This window comes from Kitasatospora sp. NPDC101235, from assembly GCF_044767505.1.
In the GTDB taxonomy this organism is placed as follows: Bacteria; Actinomycetota; Actinomycetes; order Streptomycetales; family Streptomycetaceae; genus Kitasatospora.
Window position 1 is genome coordinate 264,674 of sequence record NZ_JBIWNZ010000006.1, and the last position, 19,544, is coordinate 284,217.

The following is a 19,544-nucleotide window of genomic DNA, read 5'->3' on the forward strand; positions in this document are numbered from 1 at the left end:
GACCTGATCATGACTCTTGGCACCACGCTCACCAAGGCGCCGGCCACGGCCGGCCCCTCCCGTCACGGCGGCCCCGCGGCCCGGGCCGCCCGGCGCCGCGCGGCGCTCAACTGGGTGGCCGTGCACGCGCTGGCCATCGCCGCCGCGCTGTTCTTCCTGCTGCCCTTCGTCTTCGTCTTCCTCACCTCGGTGATGTCGGACCGGCAGGCGCTCACCACCGACTACTGGCCGACCAGCTGGAACTGGGGCAACTACGGCAAGGTCTGGGACACCCCCGGCTTCCTCACCTGGTGGCGCAACACCCTGCTGTACGCCGCGCTCGGCACCCTGCTGACCGTGGTCTCCAGCCTCCCGGTGGCCTACGCGCTCGCCAAGTTCCGCTTCCGGGGCCGCAACCTGGCCCTGATGGCGGTCATCGCGATGATGATGCTGCCGCCGCAGGTCACCGTCATCCCGATGTACCTGTTCTGGGCCAAGCAGATGGGCATGAGCGGCTCGCTCTGGCCGCTGATCATCCCGATGGCCTTCGGCGACGCGTTCTCCATCTTCCTGCTGCGCCAGTTCCTGATGACCATCCCCAAGGAGTACATCGAGGCCGCCCGGATGGACGGCTGCGGCGACCTGCGCACCCTGCTGCGGGTGGTCCTGCCGATGGCCAAGCCGGCCATCGCCGCGGTCGCGCTGTTCCAGTTCTTCTACTGCTGGAACGACTACTTCGGCCCGCAGATCTACGCCAGCAACAACCACGAGGCCTGGACCCTCAGTTACGGGCTGGAGTCCTTCAAGGCCGCCCACCACACCAACTGGAACCTCACCATGGCCGCCACCGTGCTGGTGATGGCGCCGGTGATCGTCCTCTTCTTCTTCGCTCAGAAGGCCTTCATCGAAGGCGTGACACTGACAGGGGTCAAGGGCTGATGTCCGCACTCAAGTTGGCAATCGTCGGCGGCGGTTCGACGTACACCCCGGAGCTGGTCGACGGCTTCGCCCGGCTGCGCGACACCCTGCCGATCGGCGAGCTGGTGCTGATCGACCCGGCCGCCGAGCGCCTGGAGCTGATCGGCGGCCTCGCCCGGCGGATCTTCGCCAGGCAGGGCCACTGCGCGGTCGTCACGGTCACCACCGACCTGGCGGCGGGCGTCGCCGGCGCCGACGCCGTACTGCTCCAGCTGCGCGTCGGCGGGCAGGCGGCGCGCAACCAGGACGAGACCTGGCCGCTGGAGTGCGGCTGCGTCGGGCAGGAGACCACCGGCGCCGGCGGGCTCGCCAAGGCGCTGCGCACCGTCCCGGTGGTGCTGGACATCGCCGAGCAGGTGCGCCGGACCAACCCGGACGCCTGGATCGTGGACTTCACCAACCCGGTCGGCATCGTCACCCGGGCCCTGCAGAGCGCCGGCCACAAGGCCGTGGGGCTGTGCAACGTCGCGATCGGCTTCCAGCGCAAGTTCGCGGCGCACCTGGGCGTGGACCCGGAGCTGGTCCGTCTCGACCACGTCGGGCTCAACCACCTGACCTGGGAGCGCGGGGTGACCCTGCTGGACGCCCCGGGCGCCGCGGCCGGGCGCGAGGTGCTCCCGGAGCTGCTGTCCTCGCACGGCAAGGAGATCGCCGAGGACCTGCACCTTCCGCAGGAGGTCATCGAGCGGCTCGGCGTGGTGCCGTCCTACTATCTGCGGTACTTCTACCAGCACGACGCGGTGGTGGCGGAGCTGAAGGAGCAGGGCTCGCGGGCCGCGCAGGTGGCCGAGATCGAGCGGCAGCTGCTGGAGCTGTACGCCGACCCGACCCTGGACACCAAGCCCGAGCTGCTCGGCAAGCGCGGCGGCGCGTTCTACTCGGAGGCCGCCGTCCAGCTGATCGCCGCACTGCTCGGCACCGGCGGCGGGACCTCCGTGCAGGTGGTGAACACCCGCAACGACGGCGTGCTGCCCTTCCTGCCGGACGACGCCGTCATCGAGGTGCCGGCCGAGGTGGATGCGCGGGGCGTGCGCCCGCTGCCGCAGCGGCCCGTCGAGCCGCTGTACGCCGGCCTGATCGCCGCCGTCACCTCGTACGAGCACCTCGCTCTCGACGCCGCCCTGCGCGGCGGACGCGACCGGGTCTTCGACGCCCTGCTCGCCCACCCGCTGGTCGGCCAGATCGAGCTCGCCGACCAGCTCACGGACCGGCTGCTCGCCCACAACCGCGAGCACCTCGCCTGGGCCTGACCCGGCCCGTCGTGCCCGCCCGGCGACCTCCTCCGGTCGCCGGGCGGGCACGGCGAGGAGACCGTCCACCCCGGCCGGGGACCCTTCGGCCGGGCACCCGGCCGACGACCACGGCCCGGGCCACGTACGAGCGCGGGGACCTGATGACCCACCAGCCAGAACCACTCCTGCCCGGCGTCCTCGCCATCGACGCGGGAAACTCCAAGACCGACGTCGCCCTGATCGGCACCGACGGCAGCATCCTCGGCACCGCCCGCGGCGGCGGCTTCGAGCCGCACAGGATCGGCGGCGCGGCGGCCGTCGCCGGCCTCGCCCCGCTGGTCGAGCAGGCCGCCGCGGCGGCCGGCCACCCGTCCTGGAGCGGCGTGCTCACCAGCCACGTCAGCGCCTGTCTGGCCAACGCCGACCTGCCGGTCGAGGAGGAGGCGCTGCGCGAGGCGCTGGAGTCCCACCCCTGGGGGGCCGGCACCACCGTCGCCAACGACACCTTCGGCCTGCTGCGGGCCGGCACCGACGGCCCGCGCGGGGTCGCGGTGGTCTGCGGCGCCGGGATCAACTGCGTCGGCCTGCTGCCGGACGGCCGCACCGCCCGCTTCCCCGCCCTCGGCGAGCTCACCGGAGACTGGGGCGGCGGCTCGGGGCTCGCCATCGCCAGCATGTGGCACGCCGTCCGCGCGGAGGACGGGCGCGGCGGTCCGACCGGGCTCGCCCGGGCCATCGCCGAGCACTTCGGCCTGCCCAGCGCCGGCGCCGTCGCCGAGGCCGTCCACCTGGGGCACCTGCCGAACGCGCGGCTGCACGAGATCGCCCGGGTGCTGTTCGCGGTCGCCGCCGAGGGCGACGCGGTGGCGCTGGAACTGATCGACCGCCAGGCCGACGAGATCGTCCGGCTCGCGGTGGTCGCGCTCGGTCGCCTGGAGCTGCTGGACACCCCCACCCCGGTGGTGCTGGGCGGCGGCGTGCTCGCCTCCCGGCAGCCGCTGCTGCTGGACAACCTGACCGCCCGGCTCGCCGAGGCCGCGCCGCTGGCCGAGCCGCGGGTCGTCGTCGCGCCGCCGGTGCTGGGCGCGGCGCTGCTCGGCCTCGACCACCTGGCGGCGGGCGCCCAGGCGCAGGCCCGGCTGCGCGAGGCGTACGAGGCGGGCCTGCCGGTGGCGGCCTGACGCCCGCTCGACGAACCCCCTCCCCCGCCGGATCCGCACGTCCGCCGGGGGAGGGAACCGGCGCACGCCGGGGGAGGGAACCGCGGGCCGGGCCCCGGTCGTGTTAGGCAGGTACCGACAACCGCCGCCGCCCGGGGAGACTTGTGCCATGGCCACGCCCCGCATCCTCCTCGCCGCCGTCCTGCTGGCCTGCGGCACCGCCGCGCTCACCGGCTGCACGCCCGCCGACTCCCGCTCCACGGTGGCCGCCGCCTCCGCCGCCGCCGGCGAGGGCGCGGACGACCTGCTGGACGACGATGACGACCTCTTCTACGAGGACGAGGAGCCCTACTCCTCCGTGGTCGACCCGTCCGCCGACCCGTCCGCCGGGCCGGAGTGCGCCACCCCCACCGGACGCCCCGGCCACGAGGTCCTCCTCGTCGTCTCCGCCGGCCCGGCCTCACTCACCGCCCAGCCCGCCCGCTTCAGCTGCGGCACCGGCCGCTACGAGCCCGCCGGCAGCCCGGTCCACTACGGCTTCGCGGGGGCGGGCGTGACGGCGACCCTGGTCGACGCCCCGCACGACGACCCGTCCAGGACCGTCCCCCTCGACGAGCTGATCACCCACCTCGACGACTGCCTGGCCGAGCGCGACCCGGCCGACCCGTACGGCTGCCACGGCAACGCCTACGACGTGGTGCTGGACTCCCACGGCCGGATCATGCGCATCGGCGAGGTCGAGGGCCCCTGACCGCGGTCCGCCGGTGAATACGGTGTAGAAGCGCCTCTCAACTGTTGGCATTCGGCCGCGCTACGCGCATCGACCACCCGTCAGCTGGGGGTTTTTGACGTTCTATACGTCCGCTGGGTCCTTCCTTGGGGCGGGTCTTACCTTTTCCGTCGTTGACCCTGTTTCGACAACTCTGCTTTGCTTCCGGCCGTCGGCGGTAACCGGCTCCCCATCCCCACGGCACTGACCGTTCACCACGGGCTGTCAGTTCCTCCGCGCTGCCGTCGTCGCACTTCCCCCTTCGTCCCCCACCGTGCCGCCCGTTCCCGTACCCGGGTTCGGCGGCATCAGAGAGGAACCCTCACGATGGGCATCTCCCCCACCTCCCGTCGGATGCGGCTGCGCGCCCTGACCGGGCTCAGCGCCCTGGCCCTGGCCGCCACCGGCTTCGCCGCCGCCCCGGCCGCCCAGGCCGTCCAGGACAACCGGCCGGCCGGCGAGTTCGCCGGGCAGCCCCACCCGTACCGGCACGGCGTGCACCCGACCAAGGAGAACGCCGGCCAGTCGGCCAAGGGCGCGAGCAACAACCTGAGGTACGGCGGCGGCGTGGACGGCATCGGCGTCACCACCGGCGCGCCGAAGGTCTACCTGATCTTCTGGGGCACCCAGTGGGGCACCCAGGGCACCAACTCCGCCGGCTACACCACACTCTCCGGCGACCCGAAGGGCGAGGCCGTCCGGGCGCAGCAGCTGTTCAAGGGCCTCGGCACCAACAACGAGACCTGGTCCGGCGTCATGACCCAGTACTGCGAGGGCGTCGCCACCGGCGCGACCAGCTGCCCGAGCGGCTCCGCGCACGTCGGCTACCCGACCGGCGGCGCGCTGGCCGGCGTCTGGGTCGACGAGTCCGCCGCCGCTCCGAACCAGGCCAGCGGCAACCAGCTGGCCGCCGAGGCCGTCAAGGCCGCCGGGCACTTCGGCAACACCACCGCCGCGTCCAACCGCAACGTGCAGTACGTGGTGCTGTCGCCGACCGGCACCCACCCGGACGGCTTCAACACCCCCAACGGCGGCTTCTGCGCCTGGCACGACTGGAACGGCGACACCACCCTGACCGGCGGCGCCGCCCCCTCCCCGTACGGTGACGTGGCGTTCACCAACGACCCGTACGTGACCGACATGGGCACCTCCTGCGGCCAGAACTACGTCAACAGCGGCAGCGCGGGCACCCTGGACGGCGTGACCATGGTGTACGGCCACGAGTACTCGGAGACCATCACCGACCAGAACCCTGCGGGCGGCTGGACCGACTCCACCGGGTACGAGAACGCCGACAAGTGCTCCTGGAACGGCGTCGGCGGGACGGGCGGCTCGCAGAACGTGGCGTTCGCGACGGGCACCTTCGCCATGCAGGGCACCTGGTCCAACGGTGTCAGCGGGTGCCAGATCTCGCACGCGATCGTCCACTGACGATCTGATCGCCGGAGCGCCGGGGTGGACCGTGGGGGCCCGCCTCGGCGCTTCGCCATGTGCTCCTACGGCGCGTGCTCCTACGGCACGACCAGCCCGAACTCGTAGGCCTGGATGACCAGGTGGACCCGGTCGCGGGCGTCGAGCTTGGTGAACAGCCGGGCGACGTGGGCCTTGGCGGTGGCCACGCTGATGGTGAGCTCCACGGCGATCTCGGCGTTGGACAGGCCCCGGCCGACCAGGGTGAGAACCTCGCGCTCGCGCTCGGTGACGGCCTCGGCGACGGGCCTGCGGGGCTGGGCGGGCCGGGCCGTTCCCTGCGGGCGGGCGGCGAACTCGCCGATCAGCCGGCGGGTGATGCCGGGGGCCAGCAGGGCGTCCCCGGCGGCGACCACCCGGATGCCGTCCAGGATGGTCTCCAGGGCGAGGTCCTTGACCAGGAAGCCGCTCGCCCCGGCCCGCAGCGCGCCGTACACGTAGTCGTCGTCGTCGAAGGTGGTGAGGACGAGGACGTGGGTGGGCAGGTCCGGGTCCGCGGTGATCCGGCGGGTGGCCTCGATGCCGTCCGTGACTGGGGGCACCTCCCAGCCGCCAGGCTGGGGGCGCATCCGGATGTCCATCACGGCGACGTCGGGGCGCAGCCGGGTGACCAGCTCGACGGCCTCGGCGCCGTCGCCGGCCTCGCCGACCACCTCCAGGTCGGGGGCGTCGGCGATCAGTACGCGCAGGCCGGTGCGGATGAGCGGCTGGTCGTCGACCAGGACGACGCGGATCACGGTCCCACCTCCAGGGGGAGCTCGACGGGGGTCTGCTCGGGGAGCGGCAGGCGGGCGGCGACCAGGAAGCCGCCCCCGGAGCGCGGTCCGGCGCTGAACTCGCCGTTCAGCAGGGCGACCCGCTCGCGCATGCCGGCCAGCCCGTAGCCGGTGCCGGGGGTGCCGGTCGCCGCTCCCGCGCCCAGGTCGACCACCGTGACGTCGAGCTCGTGCGGGCCGTACTCGACGGTGACGTGGCAGTCGCGGGTGCCGGAGTGCTTGACGACGTTGGTGACCGCTTCCTGGACGATCCGGTAGGCGGCCAGGTCCACCTCGGGCGGCAGGGGACGGGCTTCGCCGCGGCGGGTGAGCGCGACCCGCACCCCGGCGCCCGCCGCCTTCTTCACCAGCCGGTCCAACTCGCCCAGCCCCGGCACCGCTTCGAGCGGAGCGGACTCCCCCTCGCCCTGCCGCAGCGCGCCGAGCATCCGGCGCAGGCCGGCCAGGGTCTCCCGGCTGGTGGCCTCGATCGCCTCCAGGGCGCGGCGGGTCTCGGCGGGCTGGGTGTCCATGACCCGGCTGCCCATGCCGGCCTGGATCGCGATGATGCCGATGTTGTGGGCCACCATGTCGTGCAACTCGCGGGCGATCCTTAGCCGTTCGGCGGTGATGGCCTGTTCGGAGGCCCGGCCGCGCAGCGCATCGGCGTGGGCGCGGCCCTGGTGGACGGTGTTGCCGACCAGCCAGGCGATCAGCACGGTCGCGGCGAAGCCGGCGTAGGCGAGCGGGTTGACGGGGTAGTCGTTGACGGCGCCCCAGAGCAGCAGCCCGGCGAGGGTGGCGAGCGGCAGCGCCAGGGCGCTCAGCGAGACCCGGCGGGAGCGGGTGGCCGCGCAGTAGCCGACCACCGCGTCGGCGATCAGGAACTGGAGCGGCGCGGCCTCCGGGACGCCCCACATCCCGAGCGCGAAGATGGCACCCGCGAGCGCCACCACGATGGCCAGCAGCGGCAGCCGGACCAGCAGCGACGCGACCAGGGTGGTGACCACCGCGGTGACCACCATCGGCATGTCCTCGGGGTTGCCGTGGTACTTGAACAGGTGCTGCAGCTCGTTCTCGCGCGTGAAGAAGCGGAACATCACCAGGGCCGTCCAGAGCGCCCCCACCCACACGCCCGCGGGCAGGCGCCTGAGCAGCGGCGGGCGGGGTTCGGCAGTGATCATGACGCGATGGTAGCCGCGGCCCGGACGGCGGCACATTGGCCCGGGGGCGTAATCCCCGGGGCCAGTGCGGTGGCCCGCGGTTGTGGCCCGCGGCCCGATGCCCGGGCCGGGCTCCGACCGGCAGCGTTGTCCCCGTGATCGAGATCGAACGACTGACCAAGCGGTACGGCGCCACCACGGCCGTCGACCGGCTGACCTTCACCGTCCGGCCGGGCGCCGTGACCGGCTTCCTCGGCCCCAACGGTGCCGGCAAGTCCACCACCCTGCGGATGATCCTGGGCCTCAACACCCCCACCGAAGGCACCGTCACCGTGGCCGGGGCGCCCTTCGCCGGCCGGCCGCGCGGCCTGCGGCACGTCGGCGCCCTGCTGGACGCCGGCGACGTGCACGGCGGGCGCAGCGCCCGGGCGCACCTGTCGGCGCTGGCCCGCAGCAACCGCATCCCGCTCGGGCGGGTGGACGAGGTGCTGGCGGAGGTCGGCCTCGGCAAGGCCGGCGGGCGGCGGATCGGCGGCTACTCGCTGGGCATGAAGCAGCGCCTGGGCATCGCCGGCGCGCTGCTCGGCGACCCGCCGGTGCTGCTCTTCGACGAGCCGCTGAACGGGCTGGACCCGGAGGGCGTGCTCTGGGTGCGCGGGCTGTTCCGGCGGCTCGCGGACGAGGGACGGACGGTGTTCGTCTCCAGCCACATGATGGCCGAGATGGAACACACCGCCGACCACCTGGTGGTGATCGGACGCGGCCGGCTGATCGCCGACCAGAGCCTCGCGGAGTTCTCGGCCCGCAACGCGGTCTCCTCGGTGGCCGTACGGGCGCCCGAACTCGCCACGCTGGTCGAGGTCCTGCGCACCGAAGGAGCCGAGGTGCGGCTGACGGAACCGCGGGTCGGGATCGTCACGGGTATGCCGGCCGAGCGGATCGGCGAACTCGCGCTGCGGCACGGCCTGGTGCTGCACGAGCTGGCCGCCCGGACGTCGTCGCTGGAGTCGGCGTTCATGTCCCTGACCGCCGACAGTGTCGAGTACCTGGCTGGAGAGGCCCGATGAGCACCGCGACCCATGCTTGCGCCGAACCCGCCCCCCGGTTCGTCGACCTGCTCGCCGCCGAGTGGATCAAACTGCGCTCGCTGCGCTCCACCTACTGGGTGCTGGCGCTGGCCTCGCTGGTGGCGATCGCGGTCAACGTGAACGCCGTCCACACCGACCTGCCCTACATCGACCACCCGCGGCCGCGGATGCCCGGCCAGCCTCCGTACAGCTACGACCCGCTGTTCCACGGCCTCGGCAACATCGCGAGCGACCTCATGGCTGTCGCGGCCGGCAGCCTCGGGGCGATCACCGTGTTCGGCGAGTACACCACCGGCCTGATCCGCACCACCTTCGCCGCCGTACCGGACCGGCGGGGCGTGATCACGGCCAAGGTGCTGCTGATCGGCGGGATCACCGCGCTCGCCGGGCTCGTGGTCTCGGCGGTCTCCTTCTTCACCATCAACGCGATGCTGGCCTCCCGGCACGTCGGGCTCTCCGTCACCGACGAGGGCTGCCTGCGGGCCGTGCTCGGCTATGCGGCGATCGTGCCGGTCTGCGCGCTGATCGGGATGGCGCTGGGCGCGCTGCTGCGGCACGCCACCGCCTCCATCGTGTCGCTGGTGATGGTGATGTTCATCCTGCCGATGATGTTCGGCGGGGACCGCTACCGGTGGCTGAAGGAGATCGGCACCCACCTGCCGCTGGCCACCGTGCAGCGGCTCACCATCACCCCGAACTCCACGGCCACGATGGGGAAGTACGCGCCGAGCGTGCTGGACTCGTGGATCACCATGGGCGTGTGGGGCGTGGCCGCGGTGGTGGTGACGGTGGTCGTGGTACGGCGGCGGGACGTGTGACCCGCCTCCTCGGCTCAGGCCACGGCCGCCTTGGCGCGGAAGGCGCCGAGGGTCGCCGCCGGGACACCACAGCCGGGGAGGAAGGAGGCCGCGCCGCCGTGGTGGGTGTGGACGCGGTCGAGGAAGACCGACATGGCCTCGGCCGGGGCCTCCAGGAGGGGCGCCGGGATGGTGAGGTCGCGGCCCCGGGAGTCGGTGACGCGGGAGGTGGTGCGGTCGTTGAGGGCGGTGCGGTGGCGCTCGGCGAGGCCGGCGAAGATCTGCGGGAGGGCGTCGGCGGTGCGGGTGTAGTCGGCGACGATGCGCTCGGCGGGGACGCCGAGGAGGTCCAGCAGGAGGGCGATCAGCAGGCCGGTGCGGTCCTTGCCGGCGGCGCAGTGCAGCAGGACGGCGCCGGGGCGGACGGCGGCCTCGACGGCGGCGGCCACCGCCGCGGGAGCGGACTCGGCCAGCAGGACGTAGAAGTCGCCCAGGTCGGCGGCCGTGGCCATGGTGCTCATCCGGGCGGTGAGGGCGTCGGTGGCGGGGTTCACCGGGGCGGCGACGACAGCTGTCCCGGCGGCTTCGACGGCGGCCCAGTCGGCGGGGTCGGTCTCACGCGGGTCGCGCAGGTCCACGACGGTGCGGATGTCGCAGCCGCGCAGCTGGGCGACGGTGGCCTCGTCGGCGGCCGGGAACGGCTGGGCGGAGCGGTACAGCACACCGGGGCGGATCCGCCGGCCCTCGGGGTCGCCGAGGGCGGCGGCGTCGCGGAAGTTGACCAGGGACATGCGGGAGGCCTTTCGGTGGAGCCGCACCCGGGACGAGACGGGGACATCCGCAGGCGCGCGGAGAGACGTCTAGATGTGTAACCCCTCCGGGGGCCGCCGGGCAAGCCTCGATCGGTGCACGCCCTGGCCGGTGCAGGCCTCGATCGGTGCATCCCTGCGACCCACTCCCGTCGCCCGGCCGCGGCGCCCGGAGGGCACGGCGACGGCGCGCCGGCGCTGTCCGTGCGGCGACGGATCGACGGCAGCGGCGCACGCTCCGTCCCGCACGTCCGCGACCGGTGGCGCGGGGGGCCGCCGCGGCGGTCCCCCGCCGGGGGCGGCCCTGATAAATTCAGCGCCGAACGACCAGGCCGCACGGGGGTTGGCAGGACACGGTGACCGAGGAGATCGAGTACGACATACCCGCCGAGCTGGCCGAGGTCTACCTCGTGCTGCTCGCCGACGTCTCCCGTACCGGCCGGCTGCTGCGCCGCGACGAGCTGGAGCGTCTGCGCACACTCGGCGAGCACTGCGCCGAGGCCGGCTACGGGCTGCGCGAGGTGGTGTCGCACTGTCTGGCCGCGGCCCGGCGGGCCTGGCAGACCCTGCCCGGGACGACGGCCGCGAGCAGCGTCACCGAGCTGCGCGGGATGGGCGACGCGGTGCTGGCCACCACCCACGCCGCACTGGCCGCGCTGGGCGAGGGCCACGAGCGGGCGCAGCGCCTCGCCGTCCGCCAGGAGGAGGCGGCCCGGCGGGAGTTCATCGACGACCTGCTGTTCGGCCGCAGCGACCTCGGGCTGCTCGCCGAGCGCGCGGAGCGGTTCGGGCTGCGGCTGGCGGGCTCGTACACGGTGGCGGTCGCGGTGGGCGACGAACCGTTCGCGGACGTGCATCCGCTGGTGCACCGGGTGGAGCGGGAACTGGCCGGACGGTTCGGCGAGCGGGACGTGCTGCTGGCCAGCAAGGACGGCCGGCTGGTGTGCATCGCCCCGGACTCCGAGCGGGCCGTGCTGGAGGCCTTCGCCGAGCTGACGCTGCGCCCCGGCCCCGGCTACCGCCCGGTGCGGCGGGTGGCCACCGGCCGCCGGCACTCGGGGCCGAGCGGAGTGCCGCGCAGCTACGAGGAGGCGCTGGGCGCGCTGGACTACGCGCACCGGCTGGACCTGCCGGCCCAGCAGCTGCGGGCCGAGGAGCTGCTGGTCTTCCCGGTGCTGATGCGTGACCGGGCGGCCATGGCCGACCTGGTGCGCAGCGTGCTCGGCCCGCTGACCGAGGCACGCGGAGGCGCCCGTCCGCTGCTGGACACCATCGCCGTGCAGGCGGAGGCCGCGTACGTGAACGCGGAGGCGGCGCGCCGGCTGGGCCTGAGCGTGCGCACCCTGAGCTACCGACTGGAGCGGATCAAGGCGCTCACCGGGTACGACCCGGCGGACGCGCTCCACCGCTTCACGCTGGAGACGGCAGCCATGGGGGCACGGCTGCTGAACTGGCCGGAGCAACCGCTGTAGTCCCGCCGCGCCAAACCTGCGGGGCACCGCTGCGACCGTCCGGCGGCCGTCCTGTTGCCGAGCTGTTGCAGTGTCACGCGGGCCGCACGTACCAGGGTGTCAAGAGGGCGTAAAGATTGCCGGATCCTGGCAATGTGCCGCGGGCCCCGGCGCTGCCATGATCTCCTCGGCGCCGAAGCGCGGCGCCGGCGGAAAGACGGGGGAGCGTGGCCGGGATGGGGGGATTCTTCGCGGCCGCGCTGGCCTTTCCGACGGCGCTGTTCAGCTTCGCGCTGGTGGTGGTGGTCGGGTACTGGTTGCTGATGCTGTTCGGCGGCCTGGTGCCCGGCGCCGTGCACGGGGGGCACGGCGGCGGGCACCACGTGGACGTCGGGCACGCGGGGCACCACCTGGGTGCCGGGCACGGGGGGCACGCCGGAGATCCGGGGCACGGTGCCGGGGGGCACGGCGGCGACGGGGGATCCGACCGGCACGGCGCCGGCCACCACACGGGCGTGCTGGACGCGCTGGGGCTGGGCGGGGTGCCCGTGACGGTGGCGGTGTCGCTGCTGGTCGCGCTCGCCTGGTTCGTCAGCCTGGCCGGCACCGTCCTCACCTCGGGGGCACCGGCGCGCGGCGGCGTGTTCGCCGTCGCGCTGGTCGCCTCCTGGGCGGGCACCCGGGTGCTCGTCCGGCCGCTGTCGCGGCTGTTCCCGCAGGACCGGCCGGCCACCCGGGGGGACTTCGTCGGCCGGGTCTGCGTGATCCGGACCGGCCGGGTGACGGCCGACTTCGGGCAGGCCGAGGTCACCGCGGAGGACGGCTCCACCGCGACCGTCCAGGTCCGCACGGCGGAGCCCGAACCGGGCCTGACGGCCGGACGGACCGCCCTGATCTTCGACTACGACGCCGAGGGCGAGCACTTCCTGGTGGCGCCCTTCGATCCGCCGTCCGAACTGACCTGACGATCCGTCACCTTTCTCGACTTCCTTCACCGCACTCCTCTATCGCACCAACTCGCCATCTCGTCAAAGGACTCCGTGATGGACACCATCGCCGTGGGTTTCGGCGTGCTCGTCGCCGTCGTGCTGCTCATCCTGCTCGCCATGCTGCTGTTCGTGGGCCGCCTGTTCCAGAAGGTCGAGCAGGGCAAGGCACTGATCGTCTCCCGGACGAAGAAGGTGGACGTGACCTTCACCGGCGCGATCGTCCTCCCGGTGCTCCACAAGGCCGAGTTGATGGACATCACCGCGAAGACGGTGGAGATCCACCGGGCCGGCCGGGACGGTCTGATCTGCCGGGACAACATCCGCGCGGACATCCGGATCTCGTTCTTCGTCCGGGTGAACAAGACCGTCGAGGACGTCATCAAGGTCGCGCAGTCGATCGGCACCGCCCGGGCCAGCGACCCGCAGGCGATCCAGGAGTTCTTCGCCGTCAAGTTCGCCGAGGCGCTCAAGACCGTCGGCAAGCAGCTGGACTTCACCGACCTGTACACCCACCGGCACGAGTTCCGGGACCAGATCATCGCGGTCATCGGCACCGACCTCAACGGCTACACCCTTGAGGACGCGGCCATCGACCACCTGGAACAGACCCCGATGAACCAGCTGGACGCCGACAACATCCTGGACGCCCAGGGCATCCGCAAGATCACCGAGCTGACCGCGATCGAGCACGTGCGCACCAACGAGTACCAGCGCACCGAGCAGAAGGAGATCACCCGGCAGAACGTGGACGCCCGGGAGGCCGTCCTGGAGCTGGAGCGCCGGCAGGCCGACGCCGAGATCCGCCAGCGCCGCGAGATCGAGACCCTGCGCGCCAAGGAGGACGCGGTGATCGCCCGGGTGCAGGAGGAGGAGCGGCTGAACGCCCAGACCGCCTTCCTGCGCACCGAGGAGCTGCTCGGGGTGCAGCGGGAGAACCAGGCCCGCGAGGTCGCGGTGGCGCAGAAGAACCGCGAACGGGTGATCGCGGTGGAGAACGAGCGGATCGAGAAGGACCGCCTGCTGGAGGTCGTCGGCCGCGAGCGGGAGACCGAGCTCGCCGCGATCGCCAAGGAGAAGGAGGTCGAGTCCGCCAGGCGCGAGGTCGCCGACGTGGTCCGCGAGCGCGTCGCGGTGGACCGCACCGTCGCCGAGCAGGAGGAGGCCGTCAAGACGCTGCGCGCCACCGAGGAGGCCGAGCGGGTGCGCAAGGCCGTCGTGATCCAGGCCGAGGCCGAGGCGCAGGAGAAGCTGGTCAAGGACATCAAGGCCGCCGAGGCCGCCGAGCAGGCCGCCGCGCACAAGGCCCGCGAGGCGCTGGTGCTGGCCGAGGCCCGTCAGCAGGCCGCCGAGCTGGACGCGACCGCCAAGATCCGGATGGCCGAGGGCATCCGTGCGGAGGCCGCCGCCGAGGGCCTGGCCAGGGTCCAGGTCCGCGAGCAGGAGGCCGCGGCGGTGGAGAAGGTCGGCCGCGCCGAGGCCGCCGTCCAGGCCGAGAAGGCCAAGGCCGCCGCGCTGGAGGTCGGCGCCAAGCTGAAGGCCGAGGCCGAGGGCCTGACCGAGAAGGCCGCGGCGATGGCCAAGCTGGACGAGGCCTCGCGCGGGCACGAGGAGTACCGCCTGCGGCTGGCCGCAGAGAAGGACGTCCGGCTGGCCGGGCTGGACGCCCAGCGGCAGATCGCGGAGGCCCAGGCGGCGCTGGTCGCGGCCGGGCTGGAGAAGGCGAAGATCGACATCGTCGGCGGGGACTCGGTGTTCTTCGACAGGCTGGTGCAGTCGGTGTCGGCCGGCAAGAGCGTGGACGCCTTCGTCGGCCACTCGCAGACCGCGCAGACCCTGGCCGGGCCCTGGCTGGACGGGCGGGCCAGCTTCACCGAGGACCTCACCAGGGTGCTCTCCTCGGTCTCCACGGCCGACGTGCAGAACCTGACGGTGTCCGCCCTGCTGATGAAGCTGATCGGCTCGGGGGCGGGTGACCAGGCCGGCCAGCTGCGCCAACTGCTGGATTCGGCGCGGCAGCTGGGCGTCGCGGAGACCCCGATCGGGGCGCTGGCCGGTGGCCTCGCCTCCGTGAACGGCTCCAAGTGACCTGCTGCCCGCCGGGCAACCGAGTCGACCGATTCAACTGAGTCAACTGAGGAACGTGACCGTGACCGTGGACGCCCTCGACGCCCGGCTCGACGCCGGAACCTACGAGGTCCTGCGCGACCGGCTCGCCCGAGCCGCCGCCGAACTCGCCGACCGGGCCCAGGCGTTGAACGCCCGCCGGGTCGCCGAGTTCGGCGGCGGGGAGCTGCGGCTGGCCGGCACCGGGCGGCTCACCACCGCCCGGGCCTGCCTGCCCCAGGACCTCACCGCCGCCGGCGGGCTGCTGCTGCTCGGCACCCGCGCGGCCGAACTCACCGACGGCGAAGGGGACTTCACCGACGTCCTCGGCCTGCACCACCCCGACCTCTCCCCCGCGCCCGCCGAGGGCACCCTGCTGGACGACCCGCGGCTGCACCAGGACCTCGCCGACCTGCGGCGCTACTTCCGCGACGCCCGGCTGGAGCGGCTGCGCCCGGTGGACGGCCGGCTGCTCGCCGTCTTCCGCACCGGCCCGGCCGCCGCCGACGTCCGGGTGCTGCGCTGGCGCCTGGACGGCGACGCCCGGCCCGGCTACCTGGACGGGCGCGGCGAGCGCGACCACACCCCCGCCGACGGCCGGCAGCTGCCCTGGACCACCCTCACCCGGGACGACCAGCTGCCCGCCGGCCCCGGCCGCCCGCCCCGCGCCGACCTGGCCGGCGAGCTGCTGGTCGGCGTCGACGGCGGCCGGCTGACCATCGCCGCCCCGGACGGCCGGGAGCTGCACCGGGAACCGCTGGTCGAGGCCCTCCAGACCCTCGCCGACGCCCGGATCGCCCACGCCCGGCTCGGCACCCTGCTGCTGGTGCGCGTGCGCCCGTACCAGGAGGAGACCGAGCGGCACCTGGTGGTCCACCTGCCCACCGGCACGGTCACCCGGATCGACGCGCTCGGCCAGGCCTGCCTGCGGCTGCCCGCCGACCAGGGCGTGGCGTTCCCCGGCGGCTGCCACCTGGTGGACGGCACCGTGCGCACCTTCGACCAGCCGGTCGACGGCCTGGTGTACGAGCGCACCGTCCTCTCGCCCAACGGCGAGGACGTGCTGTACGAGTTCCGCTCGTCCACCGACGGCCGCGCCCTGCTCCAGCCATACAACAGCGTCCGCCAGGAGGCCTCCGCCCCGCTGCCCTGCCAGGGCTACGCGCTGCTCGCCGACGGCACCCTCGTCGCCCTGCGCCCGGCCGAGGACGGGCCCACCCGACTGCACCCCGTCCAGCTCTGGCGGACCCCGTTCACCAGCGAACGCTTCGCTGCCGAACAGCCGCCCGGCAGCGGGCCGTTGGCCCGGATCGGCAACGCCGACCTGGTCCGCGGCCTGGCCGACTGCCTGGCCCTGGCCCGGCTGGCCGCGGCCGGCGCCGACACCCCGGCCGGCCACCAGGCCGTCCTCGCCGCCTGCACCCGCACCGCCGACCGGCACCACTGGCTCGGCCAGAGCGGCCTCGGCGACCTCGCCGCGCCGCTCGCCGAGATCCGCGACACCGCCCGGCAGGTCATCGCCGAGTACGAGGCCGTCGCCCAGCTCACCGCGCACGCCGCCCGGCAGACCGACGAGGCCGCCGAGCACGTCGAGGGCCTGCTGCGCACCGCCCGCGGCGAGACCCTGGCCGACGCCACCGAGTGGGTCGACCGGCTGGCCGGGCTGCGCCGCGCCCAGGGCCGCGTCGAGGCGCTGCGCGACCTGCCGCGCGCCGACGCGCAGCGGATCGACGCGCTCGCCGCGCACCTCGCCGAGGGCCTGGCCGAGGCCGCCGACCGCGCCGTCGGCCGGCTCGCCGAACCGACCGCCTTCGCGCCGCACCGGCAGCGGGCCGGTGAGCTGGCCGAACGGTGCGCCGCCATCGCCACCGCCGCCGAGGCGGAGCCGCTGGGTCTCGAACTGGGCGCCCAGAACGAGGCGTTGCAGACCGTCTCGGAGCTGGTCGGCACCCTCGACCTGGCCGACGCCACCACCCGCACCGCGATCCTCGACCGGCTCGCCGACGTGCTCGGGCTGCTCAACCGGGCCCGGTCCGCGCTGACCGTGCGCCGCCGGGAGCTGCGTACCCGGGAGGCCACCGCCGAGTTCGCCGCCGAGACCGCCCTGCTCGGCCAGGCCACCACCGCCGCGCTCGCCGCCGCCGACACCCCCGAGGCCTGCGACGAGCAGCTCGGCCGGCTGCTGCTGCGGATCGAGCAGCTGGAGACCCGCTTCGCCGACGCCGACCCGGCCCTCGGCGAGCAGCTCGGCCACCGGCGCACCGAGATCCACGACACGCTCACCGCCCGCCGCCAGCACCTGCTGGAGGAGCGGGCCCGGCGCGCCGACCGGCTGGCCGCCTCCGCCGACCGCATCCTCGACACCCTGCACCGCCGGCTGGCCGCACTGGACACCGCCGCCGAGATCGACGCGGCCCTCGCCGCCGACCCGACGGCCGTCAAACTCCGCGACCTGGCCGGGCAGTTGACCGCGCTCGGCGACCGGGTCCGGGCCGAGGAGCTGACCGGACGGCTGCGCGCCGCCCGCGGCCGCGCCCACCGGGCACTGCGCGACCGCGCCGAACTCGCCGGGGACGGCCCCGGCACCCTGCGGCTGGGCCGGCACCTGTTCGCCGTCACCACCCAGCGCCCCGAACTCGCCCTGGTGCCCTGGCGCGGCCGCCCCGCCTTCACCCTCACCGGCACCGACTACCGCTCCCCCGTCACCGACCCGGCCTTCGCCGCCACCGAGCGGTACTGGGACCGCCCGCTGCCCTCGGAGACCCCGCAGCTGTACCGCGCCGAGTACCTCGCGGCCAGTCTGCTGCCGGCCGCCGAGGCGGGGTCGCTGTCCGCGGACGGCGACCTGCTGGAGTACGTCCGGCGCGCCGCCGAGCAGCGGCCGGACGAGGGCTACCAGCGCGGCGTGCACGACCACGACGCGGCGCTGCTGCTCCGCGCGCTGCTCGAACTCGGCGCCGAGGCCGGACTGTTGCGCCATCCGGCGGGCGCCCGGGCGGCCGCGCAGCTGTACTGGGCGCACGGCGCCGACGAGCGGCAACGGCTGCTCTGGCACACCCGGGCCCGCTCGCTGGGCCTGGCCCGGGACGCCTTCGGAGGCGCCCCGGCGCAGGCCGCGCTGGACGCGCTGGCCGCCGAACTCAGCGCCGCCGTCGCGGACTTCAACCCGGGCGCGGAGCCCGCCGGGCCCTACCTGGTGGCCGAACTGGCCGCCGCCGCACCCAGCTTCGCCCACTCGGCGGGCGCCGCCGCACTGCTCGACAAGTTCCGTGCCGCGCCCGAGTCCTCCGGCCTCACCGAGGCGCTGGCAGCCCTTCCCGAGGAGCCGTCGCTCCTGCCCGTGCGGCGCGAACTCGCCACCGCCTGGCTGGAGTCGGGCGCCGCCGACGCCGACCCGGCCGACCTCGCCGAGGCCGCCGCCGTGCTGCTCTGCCCGTCCCTGCCGCGCCGGCCCGCGGAGGGGGCGGTGGCCACCCGGATCACCGGGCTGCTCGGTGACCACCCGCGGCTCGCGGGCGGCGCACTCGACCTTCGGCTGGACGACCTGCTCGCCCGGGTCCGGGAGTTCGAGCAGGTCGAAGTGCCCGGCTACCGGGCCTACCAGCGGCTGCGCGGCGAACTGCTGGCCGCCGAGCACGCCCGGCTGCGGCTCGACCAGTACCGGCCCGCCCCGCTCAACGGCTTCGTCCGCAACCGGCTGATCGACCAGGTGTACCTGCCGCTGGTCGGCGACAACCTCGCCAAGCAGCTCGGCACGGCCGAGTCCGGCGGACCGGTCGACCGCAGCGGCCTGCTGCTGCTGGTCTCCCCGCCCGGCTACGGCAAGACCACCCTGGTCGAGTACCTCGCCGAACGGCTCGGCCTGCTGCTGGTCTCCGTCAGCGGCCCCGCGCTCGGCCACCGGGTCACCTCGCTGGACCCGGCCGAGGCCCCCGACGCCACCTCCCGGCGCGAGGTCGAGAAGCTCAACTTCGCCCTGCACGCGGGCGACAACGTGCTGCTCTACCTGGACGACGTCCAGCACACCTCGCCCGAGTTCCTCCAGCGCTTCATCCCGCTGTGCGACGCCCAGCGCCGGATCGACGGCGTCTGGGACGGCGAGGCCCGCGAGTGGGACCTGCGCGGCAAGCGCTTCGCCGTCGTCATGGCCGCCAACCCGTACACCGAGTCCGGCCGGCTCTTCCGGCTGCCCGACATGCTCGCCAACCGCGCCGACGTGTGGAACCTCGGCGACGCCGTCGCCGGGCGCGAGGACCTCTTCGCGCTCAGCTTCGTCGAGAACGCCCTGCCCGCCAGCCGCCACCTGGCCCCGCTCGCCACCGCCGAGCGCGCCGACCTCGACACCCTGCTCGCCCGCGCCGGCGGCCTGCCCGGCGGCACCCTGGCCGGCGCCTGGCCCGCCGCCGAGGTCGAGCGGATGACCGCCGTCCTGGCCGGCCTGCTCCACCTTCGCTCCACCGTCCTGGCCGTCAACCGCGCCTACCTGGCGTCCGCCGCCCAGGACGACCGCACCCGCACCGAGCCCCCCTTCCTGCTCCAGGGCTCCTACCGCAACATGGCCAAGCTCGCCCAGCGCCTCGACCCCGCCCTCACCCGCCCCGAACTCGACGCCCTGCTCACCGACCACTACCGCGCCGAGGCCCAGCCCCTGGGCGCCGACGCCGAGGCCCAGCTCCTCAAGCTCGCCGAACTCCGCGGCACCCTGACGCCGGAACAGGCGCAGCGCTGGGCGGAGCTGAAGCGCGCGTGGCGGGCCACGGACCGATCCGAACGGCATTGACCTCAACCGCACTTCAGGTCC

Annotated in this window: 14 protein-coding genes; 11 read left to right on the forward strand and 3 right to left on the reverse strand. The window is 74.3% G+C overall.

The window, feature by feature from the left end; genetic code table 11:
- Nucleotides 1–9 precede the first annotated feature (9 nt).
- The 5 genes from ACIRRH_RS13260 (at nt 10) to ACIRRH_RS13280 (ending at nt 5,549) form a co-directional block, all read left to right on the forward strand.
- Nucleotides 10–918: a carbohydrate ABC transporter permease gene (locus ACIRRH_RS13260; RefSeq protein WP_403066090.1), complete on the forward strand. Its 909-nt coding sequence runs from the start codon at nt 10–12 to the stop codon at nt 916–918.
- A complete protein-coding gene (locus tag ACIRRH_RS13265) occupies nt 918–2,207 on the forward strand; it encodes a 6-phospho-beta-glucosidase (RefSeq protein WP_403066092.1) in 1,290 nt (429 codons plus the stop codon). Before ACIRRH_RS13260 ends, ACIRRH_RS13265 begins: the two co-directional genes overlap by 1 nt.
- 143 nt (nt 2,208–2,350) lie before the next feature.
- On the forward strand, nt 2,351–3,370 hold the full coding sequence (locus ACIRRH_RS13270; RefSeq protein ID WP_403066094.1) for an N-acetylglucosamine kinase: 1,020 nt from the start codon (nt 2,351–2,353) through the stop codon (nt 3,368–3,370).
- A gap of 148 nt (nt 3,371–3,518) precedes the next feature.
- The gene (locus ACIRRH_RS13275) at nt 3,519–4,100 is read left to right on the forward strand and encodes a hypothetical protein (protein WP_403066096.1); all 582 of its coding nucleotides are present in this window, start codon (nt 3,519–3,521) and stop codon (nt 4,098–4,100) included.
- Between the two features lie 345 nt (nt 4,101–4,445).
- Nucleotides 4,446–5,549 (forward strand): hypothetical protein, encoded by a 1,104-nt coding sequence (locus ACIRRH_RS13280; RefSeq protein WP_403066098.1) that lies wholly within the window; start codon nt 4,446–4,448, stop codon nt 5,547–5,549.
- Between the two features lie 80 nt (nt 5,550–5,629).
- Here the strand turns inward: ACIRRH_RS13280 and ACIRRH_RS13285 are convergent, their stop codons facing one another.
- Both ACIRRH_RS13285 and ACIRRH_RS13290 read right to left on the reverse strand, forming a co-directional pair.
- The gene (locus tag ACIRRH_RS13285) at nt 5,630–6,325 is read right to left on the reverse strand and encodes a response regulator (protein WP_403066100.1); all 696 of its coding nucleotides are present in this window, start codon (nt 6,323–6,325) and stop codon (nt 5,630–5,632) included.
- The gene (locus ACIRRH_RS13290) at nt 6,322–7,527 is read right to left on the reverse strand and encodes a sensor histidine kinase (protein WP_403066102.1); all 1,206 of its coding nucleotides are present in this window, start codon (nt 7,525–7,527) and stop codon (nt 6,322–6,324) included. The genes ACIRRH_RS13285 and ACIRRH_RS13290 overlap by 4 nt, the downstream gene beginning before the upstream one ends.
- A gap of 134 nt (nt 7,528–7,661) precedes the next feature.
- Between ACIRRH_RS13290 and ACIRRH_RS13295 the strand changes: the two genes are divergently transcribed.
- Nucleotides 7,662–8,573 (forward strand): ABC transporter ATP-binding protein, encoded by a 912-nt coding sequence (locus ACIRRH_RS13295; RefSeq protein WP_403066104.1) that lies wholly within the window; start codon nt 7,662–7,664, stop codon nt 8,571–8,573.
- Entirely contained in the window at nt 8,570–9,412 is an 843-nt protein-coding gene (locus ACIRRH_RS13300; protein ID WP_403066106.1) for an ABC transporter permease, read from the forward strand. The genes ACIRRH_RS13295 and ACIRRH_RS13300 overlap by 4 nt, the downstream gene beginning before the upstream one ends.
- A 14-nt stretch (nt 9,413–9,426) precedes the next feature.
- On the opposite strand, the gene ACIRRH_RS13305 is transcribed toward ACIRRH_RS13300, so the two are convergent.
- Nucleotides 9,427–10,182: a tyrosine-protein phosphatase gene (locus tag ACIRRH_RS13305; RefSeq protein ID WP_403066108.1), complete on the reverse strand. Its 756-nt coding sequence runs from the start codon at nt 10,180–10,182 to the stop codon at nt 9,427–9,429.
- 374 nt (nt 10,183–10,556) lie between these two features.
- On the opposite strand from ACIRRH_RS13305, the gene ACIRRH_RS13310 reads away from it, so the two are divergent.
- The 4 genes from ACIRRH_RS13310 to ACIRRH_RS13325 all read left to right on the forward strand — a co-directional run bounded on the left by ACIRRH_RS13310 (nt 10,557) and on the right by ACIRRH_RS13325 (nt 19,523).
- Nucleotides 10,557–11,672, forward strand: coding sequence for a PucR family transcriptional regulator (locus ACIRRH_RS13310; protein WP_403066110.1), 1,116 nt, complete (start codon nt 10,557–10,559; stop codon nt 11,670–11,672).
- Nucleotides 11,673–11,887: 215 nt separating this feature from the next.
- Nucleotides 11,888–12,616: a hypothetical protein gene (locus tag ACIRRH_RS13315; RefSeq protein ID WP_403066112.1), complete on the forward strand. Its 729-nt coding sequence runs from the start codon at nt 11,888–11,890 to the stop codon at nt 12,614–12,616.
- A gap of 78 nt (nt 12,617–12,694) precedes the next feature.
- On the forward strand, nt 12,695–14,725 hold the full coding sequence (locus ACIRRH_RS13320) for a flotillin family protein (RefSeq protein ID WP_403066114.1): 2,031 nt from the start codon (nt 12,695–12,697) through the stop codon (nt 14,723–14,725).
- A 61-nt stretch (nt 14,726–14,786) separates the two neighbouring features.
- A complete protein-coding gene (locus ACIRRH_RS13325; RefSeq protein WP_403066116.1) occupies nt 14,787–19,523 on the forward strand; it encodes a DNA repair ATPase in 4,737 nt (1,578 codons plus the stop codon).
- Nucleotides 19,524–19,544 lie beyond the last annotated feature (21 nt).

Excerpts from the sequence above, each read along its gene's own strand:
- ACIRRH_RS13290 (WP_403066102.1), bottom strand. The coding sequence starts at position 7,527 with ATGATCACTGCCGAACCCCGCCCGCCGCTGCTCAGGCGCCTGCCCGCG.
- ACIRRH_RS13265 (WP_403066092.1), top strand. The coding sequence starts at position 918 with ATGTCCGCACTCAAGTTGGCAATCGTCGGCGGCGGTTCGACGTACACC.
- ACIRRH_RS13320 (WP_403066114.1), top strand. The coding sequence starts at position 12,695 with ATGGACACCATCGCCGTGGGTTTCGGCGTGCTCGTCGCCGTCGTGCTG.
- ACIRRH_RS13300 (WP_403066106.1), top strand. The coding sequence starts at position 8,570 with ATGAGCACCGCGACCCATGCTTGCGCCGAACCCGCCCCCCGGTTCGTC.
- ACIRRH_RS13275 (WP_403066096.1), top strand. The coding sequence starts at position 3,519 with ATGGCCACGCCCCGCATCCTCCTCGCCGCCGTCCTGCTGGCCTGCGGC.
- ACIRRH_RS13315 (WP_403066112.1), top strand. The coding sequence starts at position 11,888 with ATGGGGGGATTCTTCGCGGCCGCGCTGGCCTTTCCGACGGCGCTGTTC.
- ACIRRH_RS13305 (WP_403066108.1), bottom strand. The coding sequence starts at position 10,182 with ATGTCCCTGGTCAACTTCCGCGACGCCGCCGCCCTCGGCGACCCCGAG.
- ACIRRH_RS13280 (WP_403066098.1), top strand. The coding sequence starts at position 4,446 with ATGGGCATCTCCCCCACCTCCCGTCGGATGCGGCTGCGCGCCCTGACC.
- ACIRRH_RS13260 (WP_403066090.1), top strand. The coding sequence starts at position 10 with ATGACTCTTGGCACCACGCTCACCAAGGCGCCGGCCACGGCCGGCCCC.
- ACIRRH_RS13270 (WP_403066094.1), top strand. The coding sequence starts at position 2,351 with ATGACCCACCAGCCAGAACCACTCCTGCCCGGCGTCCTCGCCATCGAC.